Annotated in this window: 15 protein-coding genes; 3 read left to right on the forward strand and 12 right to left on the reverse strand. The window is 70.6% G+C overall.

The annotated features are described in order from the left end of the window. Window positions 1-32: 32 nt before the first annotated feature. The 3 genes from ACFYNU_RS19865 to ACFYNU_RS19875 are packed head-to-tail and all read right to left on the reverse strand — an operon-like array spanning window position 33 to window position 4,347. A complete protein-coding gene (locus ACFYNU_RS19865; protein WP_356591447.1) occupies window positions 33-2,234 on the reverse strand; it encodes a hypothetical protein in 2,202 nt (733 codons plus the stop codon). A 44-nt stretch (window positions 2,235-2,278) separates the two neighbouring features. Next, window positions 2,279-2,803: a hypothetical protein gene (locus ACFYNU_RS19870; protein ID WP_356591445.1), complete on the reverse strand. Its 525-nt coding sequence runs from the start codon at window positions 2,801-2,803 to the stop codon at window positions 2,279-2,281. Then, the gene (locus tag ACFYNU_RS19875; protein WP_356591443.1) at window positions 2,800-4,347 is read right to left on the reverse strand and encodes a hypothetical protein; all 1,548 of its coding nucleotides are present in this window, start codon (window positions 4,345-4,347) and stop codon (window positions 2,800-2,802) included. The genes ACFYNU_RS19870 and ACFYNU_RS19875 overlap by 4 nt, the downstream gene beginning before the upstream one ends. A 273-nt stretch (window positions 4,348-4,620) precedes the next feature. Between ACFYNU_RS19875 and ACFYNU_RS19880 the strand changes: the two genes are divergently transcribed. Then, the gene (locus ACFYNU_RS19880) at window positions 4,621-5,382 is read left to right on the forward strand and encodes a cupin domain-containing protein (protein ID WP_388766869.1); all 762 of its coding nucleotides are present in this window, start codon (window positions 4,621-4,623) and stop codon (window positions 5,380-5,382) included. 64 nt (window positions 5,383-5,446) lie between these two features. Here ACFYNU_RS19880 and ACFYNU_RS19885 read toward each other — a convergent pair whose 3' ends face one another. After that, window positions 5,447-7,825 carry a discoidin domain-containing protein gene (locus ACFYNU_RS19885; protein ID WP_356591441.1) on the reverse strand — a complete coding sequence of 793 codons (2,379 nt, stop codon included), beginning with the start codon at window positions 7,823-7,825 and terminating at the stop codon, window positions 5,447-5,449. A gap of 396 nt (window positions 7,826-8,221) precedes the next feature. Here ACFYNU_RS19885 and ACFYNU_RS19890 point away from each other — a divergent pair, with 396 nt between their 5' ends. After that, window positions 8,222-11,488: a family 78 glycoside hydrolase catalytic domain gene (locus tag ACFYNU_RS19890; protein WP_356591439.1), complete on the forward strand. Its 3,267-nt coding sequence runs from the start codon at window positions 8,222-8,224 to the stop codon at window positions 11,486-11,488. 307 nt (window positions 11,489-11,795) lie between these two features. Here ACFYNU_RS19890 and ACFYNU_RS19895 read toward each other — a convergent pair whose 3' ends face one another. From ACFYNU_RS19895 to ACFYNU_RS19920, 6 genes are all read right to left on the reverse strand, one after another. After that, window positions 11,796-12,833 carry a LacI family DNA-binding transcriptional regulator gene (locus ACFYNU_RS19895; protein ID WP_356591437.1) on the reverse strand — a complete coding sequence of 346 codons (1,038 nt, stop codon included), beginning with the start codon at window positions 12,831-12,833 and terminating at the stop codon, window positions 11,796-11,798. Next, window positions 12,833-13,030, reverse strand: coding sequence for a hypothetical protein (locus tag ACFYNU_RS19900; RefSeq protein ID WP_356591435.1), 198 nt, complete (start codon window positions 13,028-13,030; stop codon window positions 12,833-12,835). Before ACFYNU_RS19900 ends, ACFYNU_RS19895 begins: the two co-directional genes overlap by 1 nt. A gap of 128 nt (window positions 13,031-13,158) precedes the next feature. Beyond that, on the reverse strand, window positions 13,159-14,247 hold the full coding sequence (rhaS, locus tag ACFYNU_RS19905; RefSeq protein WP_356591433.1) for a rhamnose ABC transporter substrate-binding protein: 1,089 nt from the start codon (window positions 14,245-14,247) through the stop codon (window positions 13,159-13,161). A 36-nt stretch (window positions 14,248-14,283) separates the two neighbouring features. Beyond that, a complete protein-coding gene (locus tag ACFYNU_RS19910) occupies window positions 14,284-15,282 on the reverse strand; it encodes an ABC transporter permease (RefSeq protein WP_356591524.1) in 999 nt (332 codons plus the stop codon). A gap of 59 nt (window positions 15,283-15,341) precedes the next feature. Further along, window positions 15,342-16,406, reverse strand: coding sequence for an ABC transporter permease (locus tag ACFYNU_RS19915; protein ID WP_356591431.1), 1,065 nt, complete (start codon window positions 16,404-16,406; stop codon window positions 15,342-15,344). Continuing rightward, window positions 16,403-18,076 (reverse strand): sugar ABC transporter ATP-binding protein, encoded by a 1,674-nt coding sequence (locus tag ACFYNU_RS19920; protein ID WP_356591429.1) that lies wholly within the window; start codon window positions 18,074-18,076, stop codon window positions 16,403-16,405. Before ACFYNU_RS19920 ends, ACFYNU_RS19915 begins: the two co-directional genes overlap by 4 nt. Before the next feature lie 235 nt (window positions 18,077-18,311). Between ACFYNU_RS19920 and rhaI the strand changes: the two genes are divergently transcribed. After that, window positions 18,312-19,484, forward strand: a complete 1,173-nt coding sequence (gene rhaI, locus ACFYNU_RS19925) for an L-rhamnose isomerase (protein WP_356591427.1) — start codon at window positions 18,312-18,314, stop codon at window positions 19,482-19,484. Window positions 19,485-19,493: 9 nt separating this feature from the next. Here rhaI and ACFYNU_RS19930 read toward each other — a convergent pair whose 3' ends face one another. Next, complete coding sequence (locus tag ACFYNU_RS19930) at window positions 19,494-19,835, reverse strand: trypco2 family protein (protein WP_356591425.1); 342 nt, start codon at window positions 19,833-19,835, stop codon at window positions 19,494-19,496. Next, window positions 19,832-22,909 carry an NACHT domain-containing protein gene (locus ACFYNU_RS19935; protein WP_388766939.1) on the reverse strand — a complete coding sequence of 1,026 codons (3,078 nt, stop codon included), beginning with the start codon at window positions 22,907-22,909 and terminating at the stop codon, window positions 19,832-19,834. Before ACFYNU_RS19935 ends, ACFYNU_RS19930 begins: the two co-directional genes overlap by 4 nt. Between the last annotated feature and the right edge of the window lie 11 nt (window positions 22,910-22,920).

Here is a 22,920-nt window from a genome sequence, read left to right on the forward strand (position 1 = left end):
GGTTCCACGCGGACCGCGTGTCCCGCTGTTTCCTAGCCGCCGGAACGGGGACGCAGACGGCGCCACCACGGGCGCCCGCGCGGCGCGTTGCCGCTGCCCCAGGGTGTCCACGGGAGCGACAACAGCGCCAGCGCGCGACTGCCGCGCGGTGGCTGGGGCGGCGGTTCGGGGACATGGGGGAGGGATGTCGTCGCCGGGAACGCGGGGATCGACACCGCGTCCGGACGGGGTACCGCGGTCACCTCTATCCGGCACGGGCGGCCGGACAGTGGGATCTCGACGCGCCCCTCGGCCAGATAGCGGCTGCGCGCCACCCGGCGCTCCCACCGCCGGCCCTCCTGCTCCCACACCACCAGCACCAGGACCGCGGGCTCGGGCCAGCGGAACCGTACCTCCGCCGTGCCGGGGCCGGTGCGCTGCGCCGTCAAGTCCTCGACCGTGCCCGGCCGTTCGACCAGCACGCTCGCCCCGGCCACCGCCCGGTCGCCGAGCACGCTGACCGCCGTCATCCGGACCCGCGACCGCACCTCGGGCGCCACGCTCACCGGACTCCCGCCCGTCGCCGACCGCGCCGCCGGCGTATCCGACACATCGTCACCCGCCCTCATGGGCAGGCCGGGCCACTCCACCAGACGGCCGTTCCCGCGCACCGGCGGACGCCAGTCGATCGCCACCGTGCCGTCGTCGAGCCGCCGCACACTCACGTCCTCCACCGGCGACGGCCACTCGACGGACGTCGCCGCGACCCGCAGACCCGGCGACCACACCAACTCCCCGCCGTCGCCCGGCAGATCAGGCACCGCCGGATAGCCGCAGGACACCTCGTACAGATACGTTCCCGGCCGCAGCGGGCGGTCCACGAACCCCTTCCGCCCGGCGGGCACCAGAAGCCCGTCCACCGGCACACCGTCCGTCGGCGGCTCCGCCACCACCCGGCGCGCCGTCGAGCGCACCGCCCGGAAACCCGTGGCCGCCGGGTGCGCCCGCCACTCCAGCCGTACGCCGTCGGGCACCGGCACGGCGCGGACCTCCTCCACGTCCGGCACCAGCAGCACCGCGCCCGTGACACGCGGCACGCCCGCCAACTGCCCCCGGCGCAGCGGCAGTACGGCGTACCGCACCCGCCTGCCGATCGGGGCGCCCAGGTCGAGCAGCGACAGCGAGCCGTCCGGGTGCGGCACCTCCACGGCCCGCTCCGGCGCGCCGTCCACGAAGCGCAGCACCCGGTACGTCACCGGGCCCCCGAGCCTCGACGTGTCACGCGGCAGCCGGGCCGCCGTCCACGCCAGGGTGACGGCCCGCTGCTCGACGCCCACCCGCACCGTCGAGTCCGTCGGCGACGGCGCGCCGGGGGAGTGCGCCGCGTCGGCGAGCAGCGTGGCGGCGCCCAGCAGGCCCGCCATCGCCTCCTCGTCGTCGGCCGCCCGCCGTACGGCCGCCAGCCAGGAGACGGACGCGGCACGCAGCTCACCGAGCGTCCCGAGCCGCCGTGCCTCGGCCATCAGCCGGTCCACGGCCGCCGCCCGGTCGTGCAGCCGGGCCAGGAAATTGGCGAGGACATGGTCGGTGGGGCGCGACGGCAGGGCATCGGCGATCCGCAGCGCCTCGCGCAGCCGCTCACCGGGCCAGATCTCGTTCACCGACTCGGCCGCGTCACGGGCCGGGCCCCTGCCGGGAAAGCCCGCCGCGACGGCGGACGCCAGCGGCGCGGCGTCCGCGCTGTGCACACCGAGGGCCTCCGCCGCCTCGGCGGTCGGTCCCCCGGCCCGGTCCTTGAGCGCACGGCACACCTGCCACAGCACGATGCGGCGCGGACCCATCGGATCGTCGCGCACGACGGTCTCCATGGTGTCCATCAGCGCCGCCGCCGTACCGGCACGCGGATCGGTGGAGGTGCGCCACCGCTCGGCGGTCTCCCGGATGTGGCGCAGGTCCACCCGTGTCCACGCCCGCCCCCGGGCGGGGAACCACAGCCCGTCCAGGATCCGGAACCCGTCGTCCGTCGTCGCCTTCGGCAGCGTCGCGAACACACTCGTCCCGGCCTCGACGGCCGGCCCCCGCAGCAGATCGGCGGCATGCCGGAACCCCAACCGGCCGATCACCGCGTCCAGTTCGGCGAAGCCGCGCATCCCCGGGAACTGCGGCAGCACGGGCAGCGGCAGCCCCTGCCGCGGCCCGTTGGTGCCGTCGTCGTCCGCGCCTTCCGCCCGTACGCCGGGCCGCCACCGCTCCACGCCGTGGGTCCTCTCGTTCGTCGCCCGATCGCGGGCGGCCCGGTTCAGCGGGGCGAGGTGTAGAAGTAGATCCGGATGATCGCCGAGTTCGCCGGCTCACCGAGATCGTGGAAGTCGTCCGTCGCCGTCTTCTTGGAGAACATCCCCGGACGGGCCTCGTTGAGCAGCGAGTTGACGCGGTGCGCGTACTCCGTACCACCCTGGCTGCCGCCGAAGGTCAGGACCAGCGCTGCCGTGCGGCCCGGCCACTTCTTCGTGCCCTTGTTGATCTGGGCGACGATGTCCTTGGTGTCGCCGCCCTTCACCTTGATCTGCTGCGGCTTCAGCTCCACCGACCTCGGCCCCGCGGGGGACGGCGTCGGCGAGGGCGACGGGGAAGGCGAGCTGGACGGTGACGGCTTGGCGGCGGGGCGGGCGGCCAGTGGATCCGGCCGGTCCGCCATCGACACCAGGGCGAGCACCAGCACCAGGTCGGCGAAGAGCCAGCCGGCCAGCATCACGACGCCCGGCCGCCCGCCGCGCCGTTCCCGCCCTGCCAGTTGGCCCACCCGGCGTACGGGACGGCTCACGGGCCCACCTCGTCCTGCGGCGGGTACGGCGGACGTGCCGGCCCCTGCTCGGGAACGCCCGGCGAGGACGGCGCACCCGGCGAGGACGGCGCGTCAGCTCCGCCGCGCGCCCCGCCGTTCACCCGGGCCGGAGACAGCCGCTCGGTGGGGGTGTCGTACCCGAAACCCGCCCCCGTCGCCCGCCCGCCCGCGAGCGTCGGAGCGGACGACGTGTCGAGCGCCGGGGCCGGGTCGGGGTTCTGGGCCGGGTGCGGAACCGAGCCGAACACCGGATCCGGCAACGCGCCCAATCCGTTCCGGGACGCCGTCAGCCCGCTGAGCCCCGTCTCCAGCCGGGCCGCCGCGTCCTGCCAGTGCGCCGCCGCCGCGTCCCAGCGCTCCGTGGCCTCCCGCATCCCGTCGACGGCGTCGTTCGTCCGCCCGGTGCTGTCCACCAGCGCCTTCGACGCGCGCTCCGTGGCCTGCGCCACCGTCTCCGACTTCGTCGCCAGCGTCTGCTGCGCGGCGGCGAGCGCCTTCAGCGACGCCTCCACCGTGTCGCCCGCCGACTTCACACGATCGGCGATCCGGCCCGCCGCGGCCTGGTTCTCGGTGCCCGCCTTCGCCATCGCCGTCTGCCCGTCGCGTACGGCGGCCTCGATCCGGTCCGCCGCCGTTCCGAGCTTCGGCAGCTCACCGGTCAGCGCGAGTGCGGCCCTCTCCAGCGAGGTCGTCGCGTCCTCCAGCGCCTTCGCCGAGTTGACCAGCGAGTTGTGGCTGCGGTCGGCGCGGGACGCCAACGACTCCATCCGGGTGGCGGCCTTGCTCAGACCGGCCGTGAACTGCTGCGGGGACGCGGCGCGATGAGGTACGAGCGACAGCTGGACCCGGGTCAGCAGGGACGCCAGCCGGCCGAGCAGATACTCCTGCTCCCCGTTCAGCTTGGCCTCCGTACGGTCGGACCGTGAGCGGGCGCGCGCGTGCCACACCGAGAGCACCACCAGCAGGCTGATCAGCACGACCGCCATCAGCGCCACGTTCTCGAACCGGCCCGATGACGAGAGATGACCGCCGAATCCCGTCTGCCACAGCTGGAGGAACGGCCGGGTCGCCTCCTTGGGATTCTCCTGGCTCAACTCCCCGTACGCGCGCACCGCTTCCCGCAGTCCGAACCAGGTGATGAGCAGCGGCACGAACACCAGCACACCCAGCGCGGCCTCCAGGAAGCCCTCCCGGACGGGCCGTTGGCGCAGCTCGTCACGGACCGTGCGGACGAGCGCCCCGGCACCCGCCTTGGCCGCCACCGCCACCCGCAACTGCCGGTGGAGCGGCGCGCGCCGGGCCGGTGGCGGCTGGGCCAGACTCTCCGGGCGTACGAACGCCTGCACCAGATCCACGTCGGCCCATCGGTCGAGACGTGTCCGCTGCTCCAGATCATGGGCGAGGTCGATGAATTCCGCACTGCGCAGTTCGAAGGCGGGCTCGGCGGCGAGAATCCTCAACTCCGCCGCCAGCTTCTTCTGTTGCAGGTCCGCCTGTGCCGTGCCGGATGCTGCCTGTGCCAACCCTGTTTCCCCCTGAATCGGGTGTTCCCCGTGACCGTGCGCCGCGCGGCGGCCGTGGTCGTGGTCGCCTGCCGCACCGCAACCGCACTGGGGGGACGCCCCCGGGATCGCTGTGGTTCCAGGCCGAGTTGAGGATCCCACAGACGGCGCCTTCGTCCTGCCCGGATTCCGGATACCGGCCGTTGACAGGGGCGCGGAGGCGGATCTACGTTCTGACAGAAAGCGCTTACTCGACTGGTAACCGGCAATTGGCAACTCGCTCGAAGGGGAGTGTTGACGACGTCCCGCACCGGAACCACCGCCCTGGACGCCACCGGCCCGGCCACCGGCTTCGCCGGTCTCCCCGGCGCCGTCGCCGTCTCGCATCTGACCGTCTACGACTGGGAGGCCGCCGACGGCCTGCGCGGCGGTACCCCGCATCTGCATCTGACCTGCGCCGAGGGGTACGTCGTGACCGCCGGGCGCGGCGCCGTACAGACCCTCACCGCCGACGGATTCGCGAGCACCGCGCTGACCCCCGGCGCCCTGGTGTGGTTCACCCCCGGCACCATCCACCGCCTCGTCAACGAGGACGGTCTGCGGATCGTCGTACTGATGCAGAACAACGGCCTGCCCGAGGCCGGTGACGCCGTACTCACCCTGCCGCCGGAACATCTGACCGACCCCGAGACATACGGCCGTGTCGTACGCGTCCCCGAGGGCACCGAGGCCGAGCAGGCGGCATTCGCCCGGCAGCGGCGCGATCTGGCGGTCGAGGGGTTCGCGGCACTGCGCGCGGCGTGGGACGCCGGGGACGAGAAGCCCCTGCTGGACTTCCACCGGGCGGCGGGGGCGCTGGTCCGGCCGAGACTGGCGGACTGGCGGGCCCGCTGGGAGGCCGGCGCGGCCCGCGCCGCGCGGGAGACCGGAGTTCAGCTCGACCGCCTCACCGAGGGGGACACGACGCATCTCGCCGACCCGCGGGTGCACGCCCGACTGCCGGAGACCCACGGGAAGTTCGGAATGTGCGGCCGACTCGACACCTACGCGGTGTGAGCCGGGCCGGTCGAGCACGGGGGAGCGGTACGCCGGCCGGACCGGCGCACCGCCCCGCGTCGGATCAGTCGGCGTAGACCTCCAGTTCGGAGAGCTGCGCGGCCGGCCAGCCGGTGTTGGCCGTGACGGTCACCCGTACGTAACGGGTCGCCGTCCCCGGCAGGGTGACCGTGGCGGTGTTGGCGCTCGACGGGTTGAAGGTGACACCCGCCGAGGCCTTCAGCGAGGTGTACGTCGAGTTGTCGGTGCTGCCCGAGACGGCGAGGGTCTGCGTACGGGTCTGCCACGCCGCGGCCGGCGGAAGATTCAGCACCAGCCGGTCGACGTTCTTCGCCGCGCCGAGATCCACGGTGATGGACTGCGGGAAGGCGTTGTTGGTGCTTTCCCAGTACGTGCCGGCGTTGCCGTCGACGGCGTTGCCCGGCCCGTACGACTGCGCCTGGCCGCTCGCGGTGACCGGACGGCCCTGGGCGAGGTTGCCCTCGTCCGGCGGATCGGTCGGATCGGTCGGATCCGTCGGGTCGGTCGGGTCGGTGGGGTCGATCGGACCGCCGGGCACACCGCCGTTGGTCCACTGCGGCGCGGGCCACACCCCGGTGCAGGCGGGCGGGTTGGAGTACCAGCCGGAGTTTCCGCTGCCGACCTGGGTGATCTGGAATCCGGCGCCCACACAGTTGTGGATCTTGTTGGACTGGGCGATGTTGGTGGCCTTGACGTTCTCGAAGGTGGCCTTGCCCGGTGCCTGGATCTGGAGCGCGTAGGTACCCGCGCCGTCGATCTTGATGTTCTTGAAGTTCAGCCCGTTCGTCGCGCCCTCGATGAGATGGATCGCCGCGTAGGAGCTGTCGAGGATCTCGGTGTCGGTGATGTTGATCGTGGCGTTGTTGATGGGTTCGTTGAGCCCGCTGAACCACACCGCGCCGACACCGAACTGCCAGTTGAAGTCGTTGTTCCCGGCCCGGATCAGGGTGTTGCGCGCGGCGGTGTGGGTGCCCGAGACGGCCGTGCCCTGGCCGGAGTTGACGCCCGGATAGCGGTTGGCGATATGCAGGCCGCCGCCGTTGGTGATGGTGTCCGACATGACGTTGTCGGAGATGGTGATGTCCTTGCCGCCGTACGTGACGATGTTGTTCGCCAGGATCGGCAGGATCACCGTGTTGAAGGTGAACTTGTTGTTGACGTTCGGGATGTTCTCCGCCCACATGGCCAGACCGTCGTCACCGGTGTTGCGGACGAAGGTGTTGGTCACGGTGGAGTTGGTGACGCCGTAGTGGAAGTTCACCCCGTCGGCCGTCTGGTCCAGGATGCGGCTGTTCTTGATGGTGAGGTTGTTCATCGGACCGTCCACCCAGACACCGCACTTGGTGTGCTGCATCCAGATGTTGTCGATGACGGAGTTCGACAGGGCGCCACCGATCGCGTTGACCTGGTCGTTGTCGACCCGCTCACGGATGTCGCCGATGATCGCGAAGTCCTTGAGGGTGACATTGCTGCTGCCGCCCTGGTTGGCGTACTTGCCGTAGACGCCGACCGCCTTGCTGCGGTCGGTGGGGTGGCGGCCCTTCAGGACGCTGTACCAGGGTCCGGCCCCGGCGAGTGTCACTTTGTCGACCACGATGTGGTCGCGGATCTCGAAGTTGCCCTGCGGGATGTAGACGGTTCTGTTCTGCGCCTGCCCGGCCGCCACCGCCGCCTGGAACTTGGCGGTCGAGTCGGCGGCGCCCGTCGGGTCGGCGCCGAAGTCGGCCACGACGTCGAGCGCGCCCGAGGGCTTGCCGATCGGCGCGGCCACCTGTTCGAAGTCGGCCAGGTCGATGGTGAAGGTGGGTGACTGCGCGGTCGACGAGACCTGGAGACGGACCTTGGTACCGGTCGCCAGGGTCGAGCCGAACATGGTGCGCGTCTCGTCGTAGAAGTGATGGGGGTTGGTGTCGCCGGGGTTGTTGTTGAACGGGTAACCGCCGTAGTACCAGCCGTACTTGGAGGTCACCGGCACGTTCTTGAGCTGACTGCCGTTGACCCGCACGTCGATCCCGGCGTCCCGGCCGGTCCCCGCGGAGTTGTCGGGCAGCGAGTAGCGGAAGGTCATGGCGTTGGCCGGCTTGGTGAGGGTGAACTCCACGTACTCACCGACCGCGTCGAGTGTCACGGCCTGCCGTCCGGAGGCTTCCGAGGGAAGCGATCCGTACAGCCGGTTGGGGCCGATCAGGGTGCCGTTGGTGGCGGCGTACTCGGCCTCGTGCTCCACGAAGGGCACTGTGGCGCCACGGCCGGGGATGCCGACGGGTGAGGGGGCGGGGACTCCGGCGGCCATGGCCGCCGGGGCGGCGGACATGACGACGACGGCGGCCGTCCCGGCCACCACCGTCGCGAGAGCCAGAGAGGCGGAGAGGGATGCGGACACGCCACGGCGGAACAGGCGGCGTCTTGGGGGAGGTGTCACAGACTTACGTCCTTGCGGCTCGTAGGGACTCTGCGGACGCGAAAAGGCTAGAAGTGGTTCCGCAGGAAGTCTATGAATCTGCGCAAGAAATGAATGCTCAGTCAGAACTGGTAGGCGTCGCGCACCGTCGTATTTCCCCCAATGGTGGGCAAGTTGGTCGCGCCGATGATCGCGCGTCGGCCCAACTCCGTTGATCGCGCCGGGACTTCGCCGGACGGCCCGGCGTCATCCGGCCGCAAATCTCTTCCTGATCAAAGCAAGAAGTGATGTTGCGTAAGGCGTCCATCGGGGCGTCGGCGGCAGCCCCGTGCGCACCTCTTGTGAGCCCTCCGGGATCGCCTCTACGATTCTTGACACGGGACATGAAACGATTCAATCAAAGGGGCGGGCATGGGCATGGGCTGGACACGCAGAGGTCTCCTGGGCACTTCCGTGGGCGCGGGCGCCGGAATCGTCTCGCTCGCCGCGGGCCCGGCGGCCTCGGCCGCCACACCCGGAAAGGGGGACGGGCCCGGCCGGGCAAGCGGCGCGCTGCGTGTCGTCGCCGCGAAGGTGGAGTACGCCGAACACGTCCTCGGCACCGACAACCCCACGCCTCTCCTCTCCTGGGAACTCACGGCCGACGGCCACGGCGCCGCGCAGCGCGCGTACCAGATCAGGGCCGCCACCGACCCGCGCGACCTCACCAAGGGTCGGAAACTCCTCTGGGACACCGGCAAGGTGACCTCCTCCCGCACCGTCGCCGTCCCCTACGCCGGCCCCGCGCTGCCGCCCCGCACCCGCTGTCACTGGCAGGTCCGCGTCTGGGACGGTGACGGCGACGTCTCGGGCTGGAGCGCGGCCGGCTGGTGGGAGACCGCGCTCGGCGACGAGAAGTGGGGCGCCGACTGGATCGGCGCTGACGCCGGCCCCGCACCCCTCGGCCTCGAAGGCGCCTCCTGGATCTGGACCGAGGGCGCGACCACCGGCGACGCCCCCGCCGGACCACGGTGGTTCCGCGCCGCCCTCGACCTCCCCGCGGGCGCCGGCATCGACAGCGCCACCTTCGTCGCCACCGCCGACGACGATTTCACCCTGCACCTCGACGGCGCCCAGGTCGCACACGCGCCCGAGCAGCAGGACGGCTGGCGCACCGGCAGGACCGCCGATGTCACCGAGGCCGTCCGGGCGGCGGGGCGGCGTGTCGTCCTCGCCGCCGTCGCCACCAACCGGGGCGGCGCCTCCGTCAATCCGGGCGGATTCATCGCCCGCCTCGTCGTGAGGACCACCGACGGGCAGACCCGGGAACTCGTCACCGCCGACAACTGGCTGACCCACGAGACCGAACAACAGGGCTGGCAGCGGCCGGACTTCGACGACAGCGGCTGGACCGCAGCCACCGTCCTCGCCCCCTACGGCGAAGGCCCCTGGGGCGACGACGTGTCCGTCGCCGTCCCCGAGGCGCCCGCACCGCTGCTGCGCCGCGAGTTCACCGTACGGAAGCCGGTCACCCGCGCCCGCCTCTACATCAGCGGACTCGCCTACTACGTCGCCGAGTTGAACGGCAGGCCCGTCGGCGAGCAGGTGCTCGACCCCGGCTTCACCGACTACGACGAGACCGTCCTGTACGCCGTGCACGACGTGACAGCCCTCCTGCGCCGGGGCGACAACGCCATCGGCGTCACCCTCGGCCGCGGCTTCTACGGCATGACCACCCCCAACGTCTGGAACTGGCACCAACCGCCGTGGCACGGCGAGCCCCGGCTGCTGTGCCGACTGGAGGCCGAACACCCGGACGGCACCCGCACCACCGTCGTCTCGGACACCGACTGGCGTATGACCGAGGGACCCACCCTCACCAACTCCCTCTACGCCGGGGAGACTTACGACGCCCGCCTGCTGCCCGAGGCCTGGACCCGCCCCGGCTTCGACGACAGCGGCTGGCGCGCCCCGGGCGCCCAGCAGGCACCGAAGGGCGCCCTGCGCGCCCAGCCGCACGACCCCATCGAGATCATCGACACCGTCACACCCACGGGGATCAGCGAACTGCGCCCCGGTGTGTACGTCGTCGACATGGGCCGGACCACCGCCGGCTGGACCCGGCTGACCGTCAAGGCGCCCGCCGGCACGCTCATCTCACTCACCCACGGCGAGAAGCTGAAGCCCGACGGCAGCGTCCACGCCGAGACCGGCCACGTCCCCGGCCGCTTCCAGCGCGACGAGTACATCTGCGCGGGCGGCGGGAAGCCCGAGGTGTGGGAGCCGTCGTTCTCGTACAAGGGCTTCCGCTACGTACAGATCGAGGGCCTGCCCGCCCGCCCCGAGCCGTCCGACGTGCTCGGCCGCACCGTCCACACCAAGGTCGACGAGGTCAGCGCGTTCTCCTGCTCCGAGCCGTTCTACGAGACGCTCGACAAGGCGATGCGCCGCACCCTCCTGAACAATCTGCACGGCATCCCGACCGACACCCCCATGTACGAGAAGAACGGCTGGACCGGCGACGCCCAACTCGGCGCCCCCACCCTCGCGTACGCCTTCGGTGTCCACCGCTTCCTCGGCAAGTGGCTGGACGACCTGACGGACAGTCAGAACGCCGACGGACAGCTGCCGGTGATCGTCCCGAGCGGCGGCTGGGGTTACGGAGACCTCGGCCCGTCACCCGAGTGGACCACCGTCTATCCGTTCCTGGTGCGCGAGATGTACCGGGTGTACGGGGACGACCGGATCGCCCGGCAGCACTGGCCCGTCCTCACCCGCTATCTGGACTGGGAGCTGGACCGCCTCGTGGACGGTCTCGCCGTCACCGCCCTCGGCGACTATCTGCCGCCCGGCTACGGCGGCAACCCGCCCGAGGACACCCGGCTCACGGCCACCGCCTATCTGCACCGGGCGCTGACACACACCGCCGAGATGGGCGAACTGCTGGGCCACGACGACGTGGCGAAGCGCTACCGCACGGCGGCGGCCGGGCTCAAGGACGCCCTGAACGCCGAATTCCTGAACGACACCGGGCACTACAGCACCGCGAAGGACCCCGACTACCGGCAGACGTCCAACGCGATCCCCCTCGCCTTCGGCCTGGTACCCGCCGGCGCCCGTGCCTCCGTCGTGGACAGCCTCGTCGCCGACATCACCGAGCGCGGCAACCACCTCAACACCGGCGCGCTCGGCACCAGCGTGCTGCTGCGCGTCCTGTGCGCGCACGGCCACCCGGACGTCGCCCACGCCATCGCCACCCAGCGGAGCTACCCGAGTTGGGGCTACTGGTTCGACAACGGCGCCGACACCATGTGGGAGATGTGGCACCTCGACTCCCGCTCCCGCGACCACTACTTCCAGGGCACCGTCACCCAATGGCTGTACGAGAACGTGGCCGGCCTGCGCCCCGGCGACGACGGCTACCGCACCTTCACCGTCCGCCCGGACGCCCGCACCGGGGTCAGCTGGGCGCGTACCTCGATCCGTACGGTACGCGGACCGGCCTCCGTCGCCTGGTCCAAGGTCGGCCGTGACCTGCGGCTGACGGTCAGGGTGCCGGTCGGGTCGACCGCGGAGGTCCAGGTGCCGGCCGAGCGGCGGGACAAGGTGACGGCACCGAAGGGCGCGACGTTCGTACGCACGGAGCCGGGCTTCCAGATCTACCGCGCCCCCCACGGCTCATGGGACTTCGTGGCCCGCGGCTGACCACGGCACAAGCCGCCGCCCCCGTCGCCGGCCGGGCCGTCGAGCCCGCCCGGCGACGAGGGCGGCACGCGCGGCCTGCCCGGTGACGGGGCGGAACAGCCGGCCGTCGGCGACGAGGGCGGTACGCGCGGCCGTCGGCGACGAGAGCCGTACACGCGGCCGTCAGCGACGGAGGGGGGAACTCGCGACCCGTCGGCGAGAGCGCGCGGAGTGCCCTGCCCGCCCGGTGGCGGCAGGCGCCGGCCCAACGCCCCCGTCCGCGCGGCCTGGGAGACCGCCCCCGCAGATCAGGGTTGGTGACGGAGCCTCAGTTCCGGTGCCCGCCGCCGGCGCGCGGCATCGAGGACTCCCGTACCACCAACTCCGGTTGCAGCACGATCCGTTGGTGCCGGTGCTCGGCCGCCGACTCGCCCGTCTCCTCGATCAGCAGCTCCGCCGCGAGCCGCCCCATCTGCGAGGCGGGCTGCCGCACCGATGTGAGCGGTACGGCCGCGGCCGACGCGAACTCGATGTCGTCGTAGCCCACGAGCGCCATCTCGTCGGGGACCGCCACCCCCGCCCCGTACATCGACTGAAGCACCCCCAGGGCCAGCAGGTCGTTCGCGCAGAACACCGCGCTCGGCCTGTTGTGCAGCCCCAGCAGCCGCGCCCCGGAGTCACGCCCCGCGGACACGTCCAGCCGCTCCGCCTCCACCACCCGCAGCCGGTCGGCCGGCAGCCCGGCCTCCTCCAGCGCCAGCAGCGCGCCCGCCCGCCGGTCACGGCACTGCGCGAGATGCAGCGGCCCCGACACGTACGCGATGTCCGTGTGCCCCTGGGCGAGGAGGTGCCGCATCGCCAGTGCCCCGCCGGTGACATCGTCCACGGACACCGAACAGCCCTCGGTGCTCGGCACCACCCGGTCCACGAACACGTACGGGATGTCCTGCCGCCGGAAGCTCTCCAGATTCCGGCCCGTCTCGTCCGTCGGTGTGATCAGCACGCCGCGCACCCGCTGCTCGCTGAACAGCCCCAGATACTCGGCCTCCTCGCTGCTGCTCTGCGCGCTGTTGCAGAGCATCACGCCGAGTCCGGACTGGCGGGCCGCCCGCTCCGCGCCGGTGGCCACATCCACGAAGAACGGGTTCGCCATGTCGAGGACCAGCAGCGCGATGATGCGGCTGCGGCCCGCGCGCAGATGGCGGGCCGACTCGCTGCGTACGTAGCCAAGACGCTCGATGGTGGACAGCACCCTCGCCCGGGTCTCCTCGGCCACGGAGTCCGGCCGGTTGATCACGTTCGACACCGTGCCGACGGAGACGCCCGCCACCCGGGCGACGTCCTTGATACCCACCGATTGCGCCATCAGTCAGTGACCTCCACCCGCTCCAGACCGCTCAGACCGGCCGACGCGCGCGGCTCCGGAATGATGTCGCCGGGGGCGAGCGCCCACTGGTGTCCCACTCCGCTCGTACTCCACGCGTCGGTGCGCCCACCCGGGTCGCGGGCGAGGTCGACACGCGAGGTGGTGTTGTCGATCTCCAGCAGCGGGCCTTCGCCCACTTTACCCACCGTGGCGACCGATCCGTGGCGACTGTCCCCGCACCGGCCCGGTGCCGCGAGGGTCACCGGCCCCCGCCGTGCGCGGTACCCGGCACGGCGGGGGGTGGCTGCCGCGTTCATCGGGCCGCTCAGAAGTCGAAGTCGCCGATGTTCTTGGCGTCGAAGACCGTCGGCGGGCCGAGGATGATCTCACCGTCCTTGCCGATCGTGTACTCGCCCAGGTCGCCCGCCTTGAACTTCTCGCCCTCGGCCCCGGTGATCTGCCCGGACGCGAGTGCCGCCGCCGCGTACGTACCGAGGTAGCCGAGCTTCTTCGGGTCCCACAGGGAGAACTGTTCGAGCGTGCCGTTCTCGATGTACTTGCGCATCTGGTTGGGCGTGCCGAGGCCGTTCAGGACGACTTTCCCCTTGTACGAGGAGTCGCCGATGTAGCGGGCCGCCGCCGCGATGCCCACCGTCGTCGGCGAGATGATCCCCTTGAGGTTCGGATACGCCTTGAGCAGCCCCTGGGTCTCCTGGAAGGACTTCTGGTCCTGGTCGTCCCCGTACGCGACCTTCACCAGCTTCATGTCCTTGTACTCGGGCTTCGTCAGCTCGTCCTTCATGAACTCGATCCAGGTGTTCTGGTTCGTCGCGTTCTGCGTCGCCGACAGGATCGCGATCTCGCCCTTGTTGCCGAGCTGCTTCGCGATGTTGCGGACCTGGCTGCGGCCGATCTCTTCGGAGCTGGCCTGGTTGATGAAGAGCTGGCGGCAGTCCTTGGCGGTGTCGGAGTCGTACGCCACCACCTTGATGTCCTGCTTCATCGCCTGCTTGAGCGGGCCGCAGACCGCGTTCGGGTCGTTCGCCGCGATGAGGATCGCGTCCTGCCTCTGCTGGATGAGGGTGTTGATGTACGACACCTGCGACGACGCCTTCGCGTTGGAGGGCCCGACCTCCTTGCCGGTGGCGCCGATCTCCCCGGCCGCCGCGATCCCCGCGTCGTCGACGATCTTCTCGTACGGGTTGTTGATCTGTTTGGGCAGGAAGGCGATCTTCAGCCCCTTCTTCAGCGGGGCGTCCGGATTCGCCTCGGTGTCGCCCGCCTTCGCCGGGGCGTCGTCCTTGACGGAGTCCTTCGTCGTGCCCGAGCAGCCGGACACGGCGAGTGTCAGGGCACAGAGCGCGGCGGATGCGGTGACGACGGCGCGGCGTCGTGAGCGGGCCTGCGACAGCATGGTGGGTGCCTTTCGGGAGGGTGGGGAACGGAGAAGTCAGGGCGCGGCGGAGACCGGAACGGATTCCTCGGCCGCCGTACGCCGATGCCGGCGCTCGGCGAGCACGGCGACGACCCGGGGAGTCAGCACGGAGGCGACGAGCAGCAGTCCGGTGACGATCACCTGGATCTCGTTGGAGATGTCGTTCAGGGTCAGCAGATTCGTCAGGAGCCCGATCAGCAGCACTCCCGCGACGGCGCCGCCGAGCGTGCCCTTGCCGCCGTCGAAGTCGACGCCGCCGAGCAACACCGAGGCGATGACGACCAGTTCGAGACCGAGCCCGTTGTCGGCGCGGGCGCTGCCGTAGCGCAGGGTGTAGACGATCCCGGCGAACGACGCGACGAGACCGGACACCACGAACAGCACCAGCTTGAGCCGCTTGACCCGGATGCCCGCGAACCACGCGGCGTCCTCCTGCGCGCCGATCGCGAACAGCGAACGGCCGAATCCCGTGCAGTGCAGGGCGATAGCCGTAATCACCGCGAGCACCGCGAACAGCGCCACCGGATACGGGACGAAGGTGCCGGGCACCGTCTGGGTGTACGCCGCGTACTGGGCGTACGTCTCGGGGAAGTCCGCCACCGCCTCGTCGCCGAGGATGACCGACGCCAGCCCCCGGTAGAGCGTGAGCGTGCCGATGGTGACGGCCAGCGAGGGCAGCCCGACGCGGGTGACCAGCCAGCCGTTCAGCAGCCCGCCGACCGCGCCCGCCAACAGGCAGAGCGGCACGATCAGTTCGAAGGCGAAACCCGCCTGCCAGAGCGAACCGGCGAGCGCGCTGGAGAGCCCCAGCATCGACGCGACGGAGAGATCCACCTGTCCGGCGACCACCAGCAGTGTCATCGGCAGCGCGATGAGCGCGATCTCGGAGACGTCGCCGAGCGCGGCCGAGAGATTGTCGGTGTTGGCGAAGCCGTCCGTGGTGCCGGTCCCGGCGAGGAACACCGCGATCAGCAGGATGCCGACGGCCGTGTCCCAGCGCAGATACCTCGCCATCGCCGTCTTCGCCGTCCTGGTCGTCTTCGTTGTTCGCGCCGTCGTCGCTGTTTTCGCCGTCATCGTCGGCTCCTCTTCCTGAGCGCGCTGGTCGTACGCACCTGCACCACGCGGTCGGTGGTGATGGCCGCGAGCAACAGCACGCCGGTGATGGCCTGTTGCCAGAAGGAATCGACCTTGAGGACGACCAGTGCGCTGCCGATGGTGGTGAGCAGCAGCGCGCCGAGCGCCGCGCCCCAGACACTCCCCGTACCGCCCGTGATGGCGACCCCGCCGACGACGACGGCGCTGACGACGGTCAGCTCCCAGCCGTTGGCGGCGTCCGCGACGACCGTGCCGAAGCGGGCGAGCCACAGCGCGCCGGCGAAGCCCGCGATGGCGCCGGAGAAGGCGTACGCGGCGAGGATCCGGCGCCGGACGGGAATCCCCGCCAGCCGCGCGGCCTCGGGGCTGGATCCGATCGCGTACAGCTCACGTCCACTGCGGTACGTGCGCAGGAAGTAGCCGGTCGCGGCGAGTACGGCGGCGGAGATCAGCGGCAGATACGGAATGCCCAGGACGCTGCCCGAGCCGAGGGAGAGCACCCCGTCGGGCACGTTGACGGCGTTGATCTGCTCGCCGTGCGCCCAGGCGTGGTCGATGCCCTGGATGATGTAGAGCATCCCGAGCGTCACCACGAGCGCGGGCACCCGGCCGAAGCTGACGAGCGCGCCGCTGACCAGCCCGCAGACGGTGCCGAGGGCGATCCCGAGCAGGACGACGGTGAGCGCGCTGTGGTCGGTGCCGGAGACGAAGTGGCCGCAGGCGAACGCCGTGAGACCCACGACCGAGCCGACCGACAGGTCGATGTTGCGCGTCATCACGACGACGGACTGACCGACGGCGAGCAGGACGAGGATCGAGGAGTTGAGGAGCAGATCCTTGACGCCCTGGTCGTCGAGGAAGCCGGGGTTGGCGAGCCAGGTACCGAGGATCAGCAGTGCGAGGGCGCCGCCGATCGCGATCTCACGGGCCCGGAAGACGGCGTCGACCAGCGACCGGGCCGACCGGCCCTCATCGGCGGGCGCCCGCGGGGTGGGCTCGGGGCCGGAATCGGGGGTGGGCTTGTCGAGAGTGGTGGTCATGACGTCGGCTCCTTCTCCGCCGTACGCCCGGTGCCGGTGCCGGTGCCGGTTCCGCCGGTGTCGACTGTGCCCGTGCCTGTGCCGTCTTCGCCGGTGCCGGACGCGCCCGCGTCCGTCCCGCCGGCGGAACCGTCCCCGGCACCGTTCCCGGAACCGTCCCCAGGCGTACGCCCGGTGGCCGCGGCCATCACCGCCTCCTCCGTCGCCCGCTCGCGCGGTATCTCGGCGGCGAGCCGCCCCTCGTGCATCACCAGGATCCGGTCCGCCATCCGCAGCACCTCGGGAAGATCGGACGACACCATCAGCACGGCGAGTCCGTCGGCGGCCAGTGCCGAGAGCAGCCGGTGGACCTCGGCCTTAGTACCGACGTCGATGCCGCGCGTCGGCTCGTCCACGATCAGCACGGCCGGGTCGGTGGCCAGCCACTTCGCGAGGACGACCTTCTGCTGATTGCCCCCGGACAGGACGGACACCGGATCGGCGAGCTTGTTGTACTTGAGCTGGAGCCTCACCGCCCAGTCGGCGGCGCGCCCGTGTTCCAACGTCCGGCTGACCAGTCCACGCCTGCGTACGCCGCGCAGTCCCGTCAGCCCGATGTTCCGCTCGATGGACATCTCCATCACCAGACCGCGCTGCCGCCGGTCCTCCGGAACGAGCGCGAGCCCCGCGTCCATCGCCGCCGTGGGCGAACCGGCGGGCAGCACCCGGCCGTCGACCCGCACCTCGCCCGCGTCGGCGCGATCCACCCCGAAGACGGCCTGCGCGACCTCGCTGCGCCCCGCGCCCACCAGCCCGGCCAGCGCGACGATCTCACCTCGCCGCACCTCGAACGACACGTCCCCGAAGACCCCTTCACGGGTCAGCCGGCGCACGGAGAGCACCGTCGAGCCCGGCTCGGCCGCCGCCTTGGGATACAGGTCGTCCAGATCGCGGCCGACCATCCGGCGTACCAGATCGTCCTCGGTGAGCCCGTCGAGCGACTCGGAGGCGATGTGCCGGCCGTCGCGCAGGGTGGTGACGTGCGAGCAGAGCCCGAAGATCTCCTCCAGCCGGTGCGAGATGAACAGAACCGCCGCGCCTTCCGCGCGCAGCGTCCGTACCACCGCGAACAGCCGGGCGGTCTCACTGCCGGTGAGCGCGGCCGTCGGCTCGTCCATGATCAGGACGCGCGCGTCGAAGGAGAGCGCCTTGGCGATCTCCACGATCTGCTGGTCGGCGATGGACAGTCCGCGCGCGGGCCGCTGCGGATCGAGCGCGACGCCGAGCCTGCTCATCAGACCGGCCGTCGCGCGGTGGACGGCCTTGCGGTCGATACGACCGGCGGAGCGCCGGGGCTGACGGCCCATGAAGATGTTCTCGGCGATGGAGAGATCGGGGAAGAGCGTCGGTTCCTGGTAGATGACGGCGATCCCGGCGTCCCTGGCGTCGGCGGGGCCGTGGAAGACGACGGATTCGCCGGCGAGGAGGAGATCTCCCTCGTCGGGGCGGTGGACTCCGGCGAGCGTCTTGATCAGAGTTGACTTGCCCGCACCGTTCTCGCCGGCCAGGGCGTGGATCTCACCGGACCGCAGCTCCAGGGAGACGTCGTGCAGGGCCCGTACGGCTCCGAAGGATTTGGAGACTCCTCTCAGCGCCAGGACAGGGGCCGGGCCCTTGTCGGGCTTTTCCATGGCGGGCTCCTCGACGGGGCTGATGTGGTCAGTCGTGAAAGGATTCAACTTTTCCGGAAGCTAGACGGGCCGAGCGCTTCGCGTCAATGGGCGTGCAGCGGAAAGCCTCGTCTCTTCCGTGCGGTCCATCGGTCGGTCCGGTGCCGGTGAGTGAGGGCCTTGACACGTCGGTTGGCCCGGCTCATCATCGCCCATGATGAATCGATTCATGGTCTGCTGAATGGAGCGTTGAGAGATGACGAGCCGCCAATCCGACATCTCCGCCGTGAAGGCGGCCCTCGCGGCTCAGGCCGTCGAGACGCCGTCCTGGGCGTACGGCAACAGCGGGACCCGGTTCAAGGTCTTCGCCCGGCCAGGAGTCCCCCGTACCCCCGAGGAGAAGCTGGACGACGCGGCCCGCGTGCACGCCCACACCGGTGTCGCGCCCACCGTCGCGCTCCACATCCCCTGGGACAAGGTCGACGACTACGGCGCACTGGCTGCGTACGCCGCCGAGCGCGGGGTCCGGCTCGGCACCGTCAACGCCAACGTCTTCCAGGACGACGACTACAAGCTCGGCAGCGTCTGCCACCCGGACGCGGCGGTGCGCCGCAAGGCGCTCGGGCATCTCATGGAGTGCGTCGACATCATGGACGCGACGGGCTCACGCGACCTGAAGCTCTGGTTCTCCGACGGCACCAACTACCCCGGCCAGGACGACATCCGCGCCCGCCAGGACCGTCTCTCGGAGGCGCTGGACGCCGTGTACGCCCGGCTCGGCGACGACCAGCGGATGCTGGTGGAGTACAAGCTCTTCGAGCCCGCCTTCTACACCACCGACGTACCGGACTGGGGCACGGCCTACGCCCACTGCCTGCGCCTCGGCGACAAGGCGCAGGTCGTGGTCGACACGGGCCACCACGCGCCCGGCACGAACATCGAGTTCATCGTGGCGATCCTGCTGCGGGAGGGAAAGCTCGGCGGCTTCGACTTCAACTCCCGCTTTTACGCGGACGACGACCTGATGGCCGGCGCGGCCGATCCGTTCCAGCTGTTCCGGATCATGTACGAGGTGATCCGGGGCGGCGGGCTCACGTCGGACATCGCCTTCATGCTCGACCAGTGCCACAACATCGAGGAGAAGGTCCCCGCGGTCATCCGCTCGGTGATGAACGTCCAGGAAGCGACGGCGAAGGCGCTGCTCGTCGACGCCGATGCCCTGGCCGCCGCCCAACGGGACGGCGACGTCCTGGCGGCGAACGCGGCACTGATGGACGCCTACAACACCGACGTACGCCCGCTGGTGGCCGAGGTCCGCGCCGAACTGGGCGCGGACGCGGACCCGGTGGCGGCGTACCACGCGTCCGGCTACGGCAAGAAGATCGTGGCGGAGCGGGTGGGCGGAGAGCAGGCGGGCTGGGGCGCGTAGTCGCCCTCTCTACCCGCCGGTGCCGAACGCGGAGATGTCGGCCTCCGGCCCGTCGTCGCCGATCTCCCAATCCCCGCCGGTACGGGCGTCCTTGGGCTTGAGCGTGAAGGCGACCTTGTGGGTGTGGGAGGTCCCGCTGCTCCTCTCGGCGTCGGCGGAGACCACCCAGGCTTTGACACCACCCTTGACGCCGGCGTCGTGCCGCAGCTCGACGGCGAACTCCATCTGGATCTCGCCGACATCGAAGCGGAGTTCCTGGCCGACGCCGGTCGCGGCGGCGGCCATGAGCTGGTCGCGGACGGCCTGGACGGCCTGGGTGAGGTCGATGCGGGGGAGGGGGGCGGGGGTCATAGTGGGGCCTCTTCGCGTGAGGGATAGCGGATGACGGAAAGGGACTTGCCGCCCTTGAGCCGTACGCTTTCGCCGATGAGCGTGACTTCGACCGACGGAATCCATTTGAGTGCGGCGAGGTCCACGGTGACGGATTCGGTGGACGCAAGACGCAGGATCAGTTGACGCAGATTCGGAAAGCGCTCCTGGAGTCGTCTCGCGTGTACGTTCCTGTCGATCTTCAGAGCGACATCGAGCCAGGTGACGGACGGGAGAGCAGGTAAGCCGGCCGGCAGGTCGAGGATGCCGGGATCCCTTGAGGGGCTGCCCATTCTGACCGATTGGGCCTGGGCGGCCGGGGAGTTGAGTCCGGACGGCGATCCCGGTCTCATGGGGTCGCGCAGCGAGAGCTGCCGGAGGCCGAGGTCTGCGATGGCGCTGTAGTCGTTCACCTGAGGGCAATGGGTCAGTTCCAGCGACGTGATCGGCCCGACTCTTTCAGCGAATGCCGAAAGATTCCTCAGCCGGTGATTGTCGAGAATGATGATCCTCTCTGCTCGCACCGTATCGGCGGCATTCGCCATCCCCTCGGGGCTCAGATTCCCGCGGAAAGCGACATGGGGGACGATGCCCAGAAGGTGCACGGAGGCAAGTTGTTCCGCGGACTGCACGGGGACGGCGACATCAACGATGGCAGTGCGGGCAAGGATGCGTTCGACGTAGGTGATCACGTCGAAACTTGTCCAGCCGAGGGCAAGCTGGAGCCGCACCAAGGGGGCCGGATGATCTGTGTACTCCTGTAGCAGCAATAGGGCGTGGTCCCCGCCTATCAGCCGGGCAGTCGTCACGACAGCCACTGCTTCCTCGTCTGTCAGCCCTGCTGGTCCGGGCAGCAGGTTCAACACCAGAGGTCCGGCATCGGCCAACTGCTTGGCCTCGTCCCTGGTTCTGGGCGGGATCAGCGCGCCGGCTCGCTGCTCCACCTCCGACCGGACATCGGGATCGAGACTTGTCGCGTGCTCCAGACTCGCCGCGGCCAGCAGGTGAATCCGCGCCTTGATGTTGTGCGAGGTCTCGGAAACGGCATCCCCCAACGCCACGAGCTTGGTGAGTAATGCCGCCCGTTCACCGTCCCGCGCGTGGCCCACAGCCATCCGGACGATGTCCTCCCACTGCGGCTCATGGGCGTGCGAGGCGATCATGTTGATGTCCTGCGCCTCGATGGCCGCCCGCGCCCCCAGATAGTCCAGAAACGTCCGATGAATGAAGTCCACCGTGCTCGTCGTCGGCGCCCGCAGGACGCCGCTCCGGTGCAGCAGGAAGCGGAAGACCCGTGGGGCGTCCTCGGGTGTCGCCACCTGAGGCATGGCCGGCAGAAGCCGGGAGATCAGCCCGATCACGTCATCCTGCTCCGCCTCCGCGATCTCGTTGCGGACCATCCAGTAAGCGATCTCCTGAAGGATTTTCTGCTGCGCATCCTCGGAGAGCGTCAGCCCCTCCGGCGCCACGATCGCCCGTTCGTGGTCGCGCCGGACCAGGAGCATCGTCAGCGCCGCGCCGTACAGCTTCATCCTGCTGTCCGGCAGGAACCCCCTTCGATCCCGGTGCAGGGCACAGATCATCGCGCACATGAGGGGATTGGTGGCGAGCCGGGCCAAGTCCTGCTTCCTTGGCAGTGTGGTGAGCAACTGCGCCTCGTACGCGTCGAGTTCGGCGCGCTCGGGCAGGCCCGGGGTGATCGAGCGCGCCGCGTTGTGCCAGCGCCGTACGAACGCGGCGACGTCCCGGTGGTTCATCGGCAGCAACTGGAACTCGGCGAAGTCCTTCCGGCTGAGCCACCCGTCGTCCACCGCCGTCGGCCGGGTGGTCACCACCACGGCCGTACGCGGATAGGCGGTGAGCAGCTTCAGCAGCCACTCCTTCGTCCGGGCGCGGTCCGTCTCCGGCATCTCGTCCACACCGTCCACGAGAAGCAGCCCCCGCCCCTCCGTGAGCACCCCGTCCATCCACCCTTCGGGAGGGTTCAGCGGATGCCCCGCCGCGCTGAGGAAATCGGCGGGAGTCGGCAGCGCCGCACCGCGCACCAGGGTGCGCAGCGGCAGGACGACGGGGACGCGTCCGCCGAGGTGGGCGAGTTGGTCGGGAAACGAGTCACGAGCGGCGTTCACCGCCAGCCACTGCACGAGCGTGGTCTTGCCGGAGCCGGCCGCGCCGCGCAACAGCACGCGCCGTCTGTCCCGCAGGACCGAATCGACCCGGCCGCGTTCGGGGGCCGCGCCTTCCCCGTCGTCGCCGTGGACGAGTTCGAGACTGAGATAGGCGGAGTCGAGCGGCCACTCCGCGTGTTCGGACCGGCTGAAGTCGAGGCCGAAGATACGCAGTTCGCCGAACATGTCCGCGATGTAGGCGCGGTACCGGTCCTCGAACTCGGCCGAGTTGTCAGGGGTTTGGCGCAGGGTGGTAAAGCGCATGGGGCTGCCGAGGTTGACGTGGTACACGTTGGTGAAGCCGGTGATGTCGGCCAGTCTGTGCACGGACACCGCGTTGAGCCGGCCGTGCTGCCAGCCCGCCGCGTCCCTGGTCACCACACCGATGAGGTGCCTGCCGGAGAAGACCGGCGCGCCGGACATCCCGGCCCACGGTGACGCGCCGTCCTCGCGTGCGGCCGGGGGTGTGCCTGTCCCCTCCACGACGTACTCGCCGCGCACGCTGCCGGACCCCGGCTTGATCGTGCCGAGGAACTGCTCGATGTCCAGTTTCTGGCCGGCGTAGCGCTGTACGTGGGGAAACCCGAGGGCGTGGCAGTCCAGCAGCGGGGTGAGCCCGTCGACGCGTCCGAATCGGTTGGGCTGGAACGCCTCGGCGGTCCCGGGAGGCACCAGGTCCTCGTCCGCGAGCAGCAGCGCCGCGTCGCCTTCCTCGGCGTCACCGGCCCACAAGGTCCGGCAGCGGATACGTCCGCACCCGCCCGGCACGGCGACCGTCGTCGCTTCGTCGTCACTCAGCAGATGCCGCGCGGTGAGGACAAGGCGCGCGGAGAGCAGATAGCCGCTGCCCTGAGCGACCCCGAAGACGGCGGCGATACGGTCCTTGATGACCTCTGGCC

This window comes from Streptomyces sp. NPDC006643 (assembly GCF_042870175.1).
Taxonomy (GTDB): Bacteria; Actinomycetota; Actinomycetes; order Streptomycetales; family Streptomycetaceae; genus Streptomyces.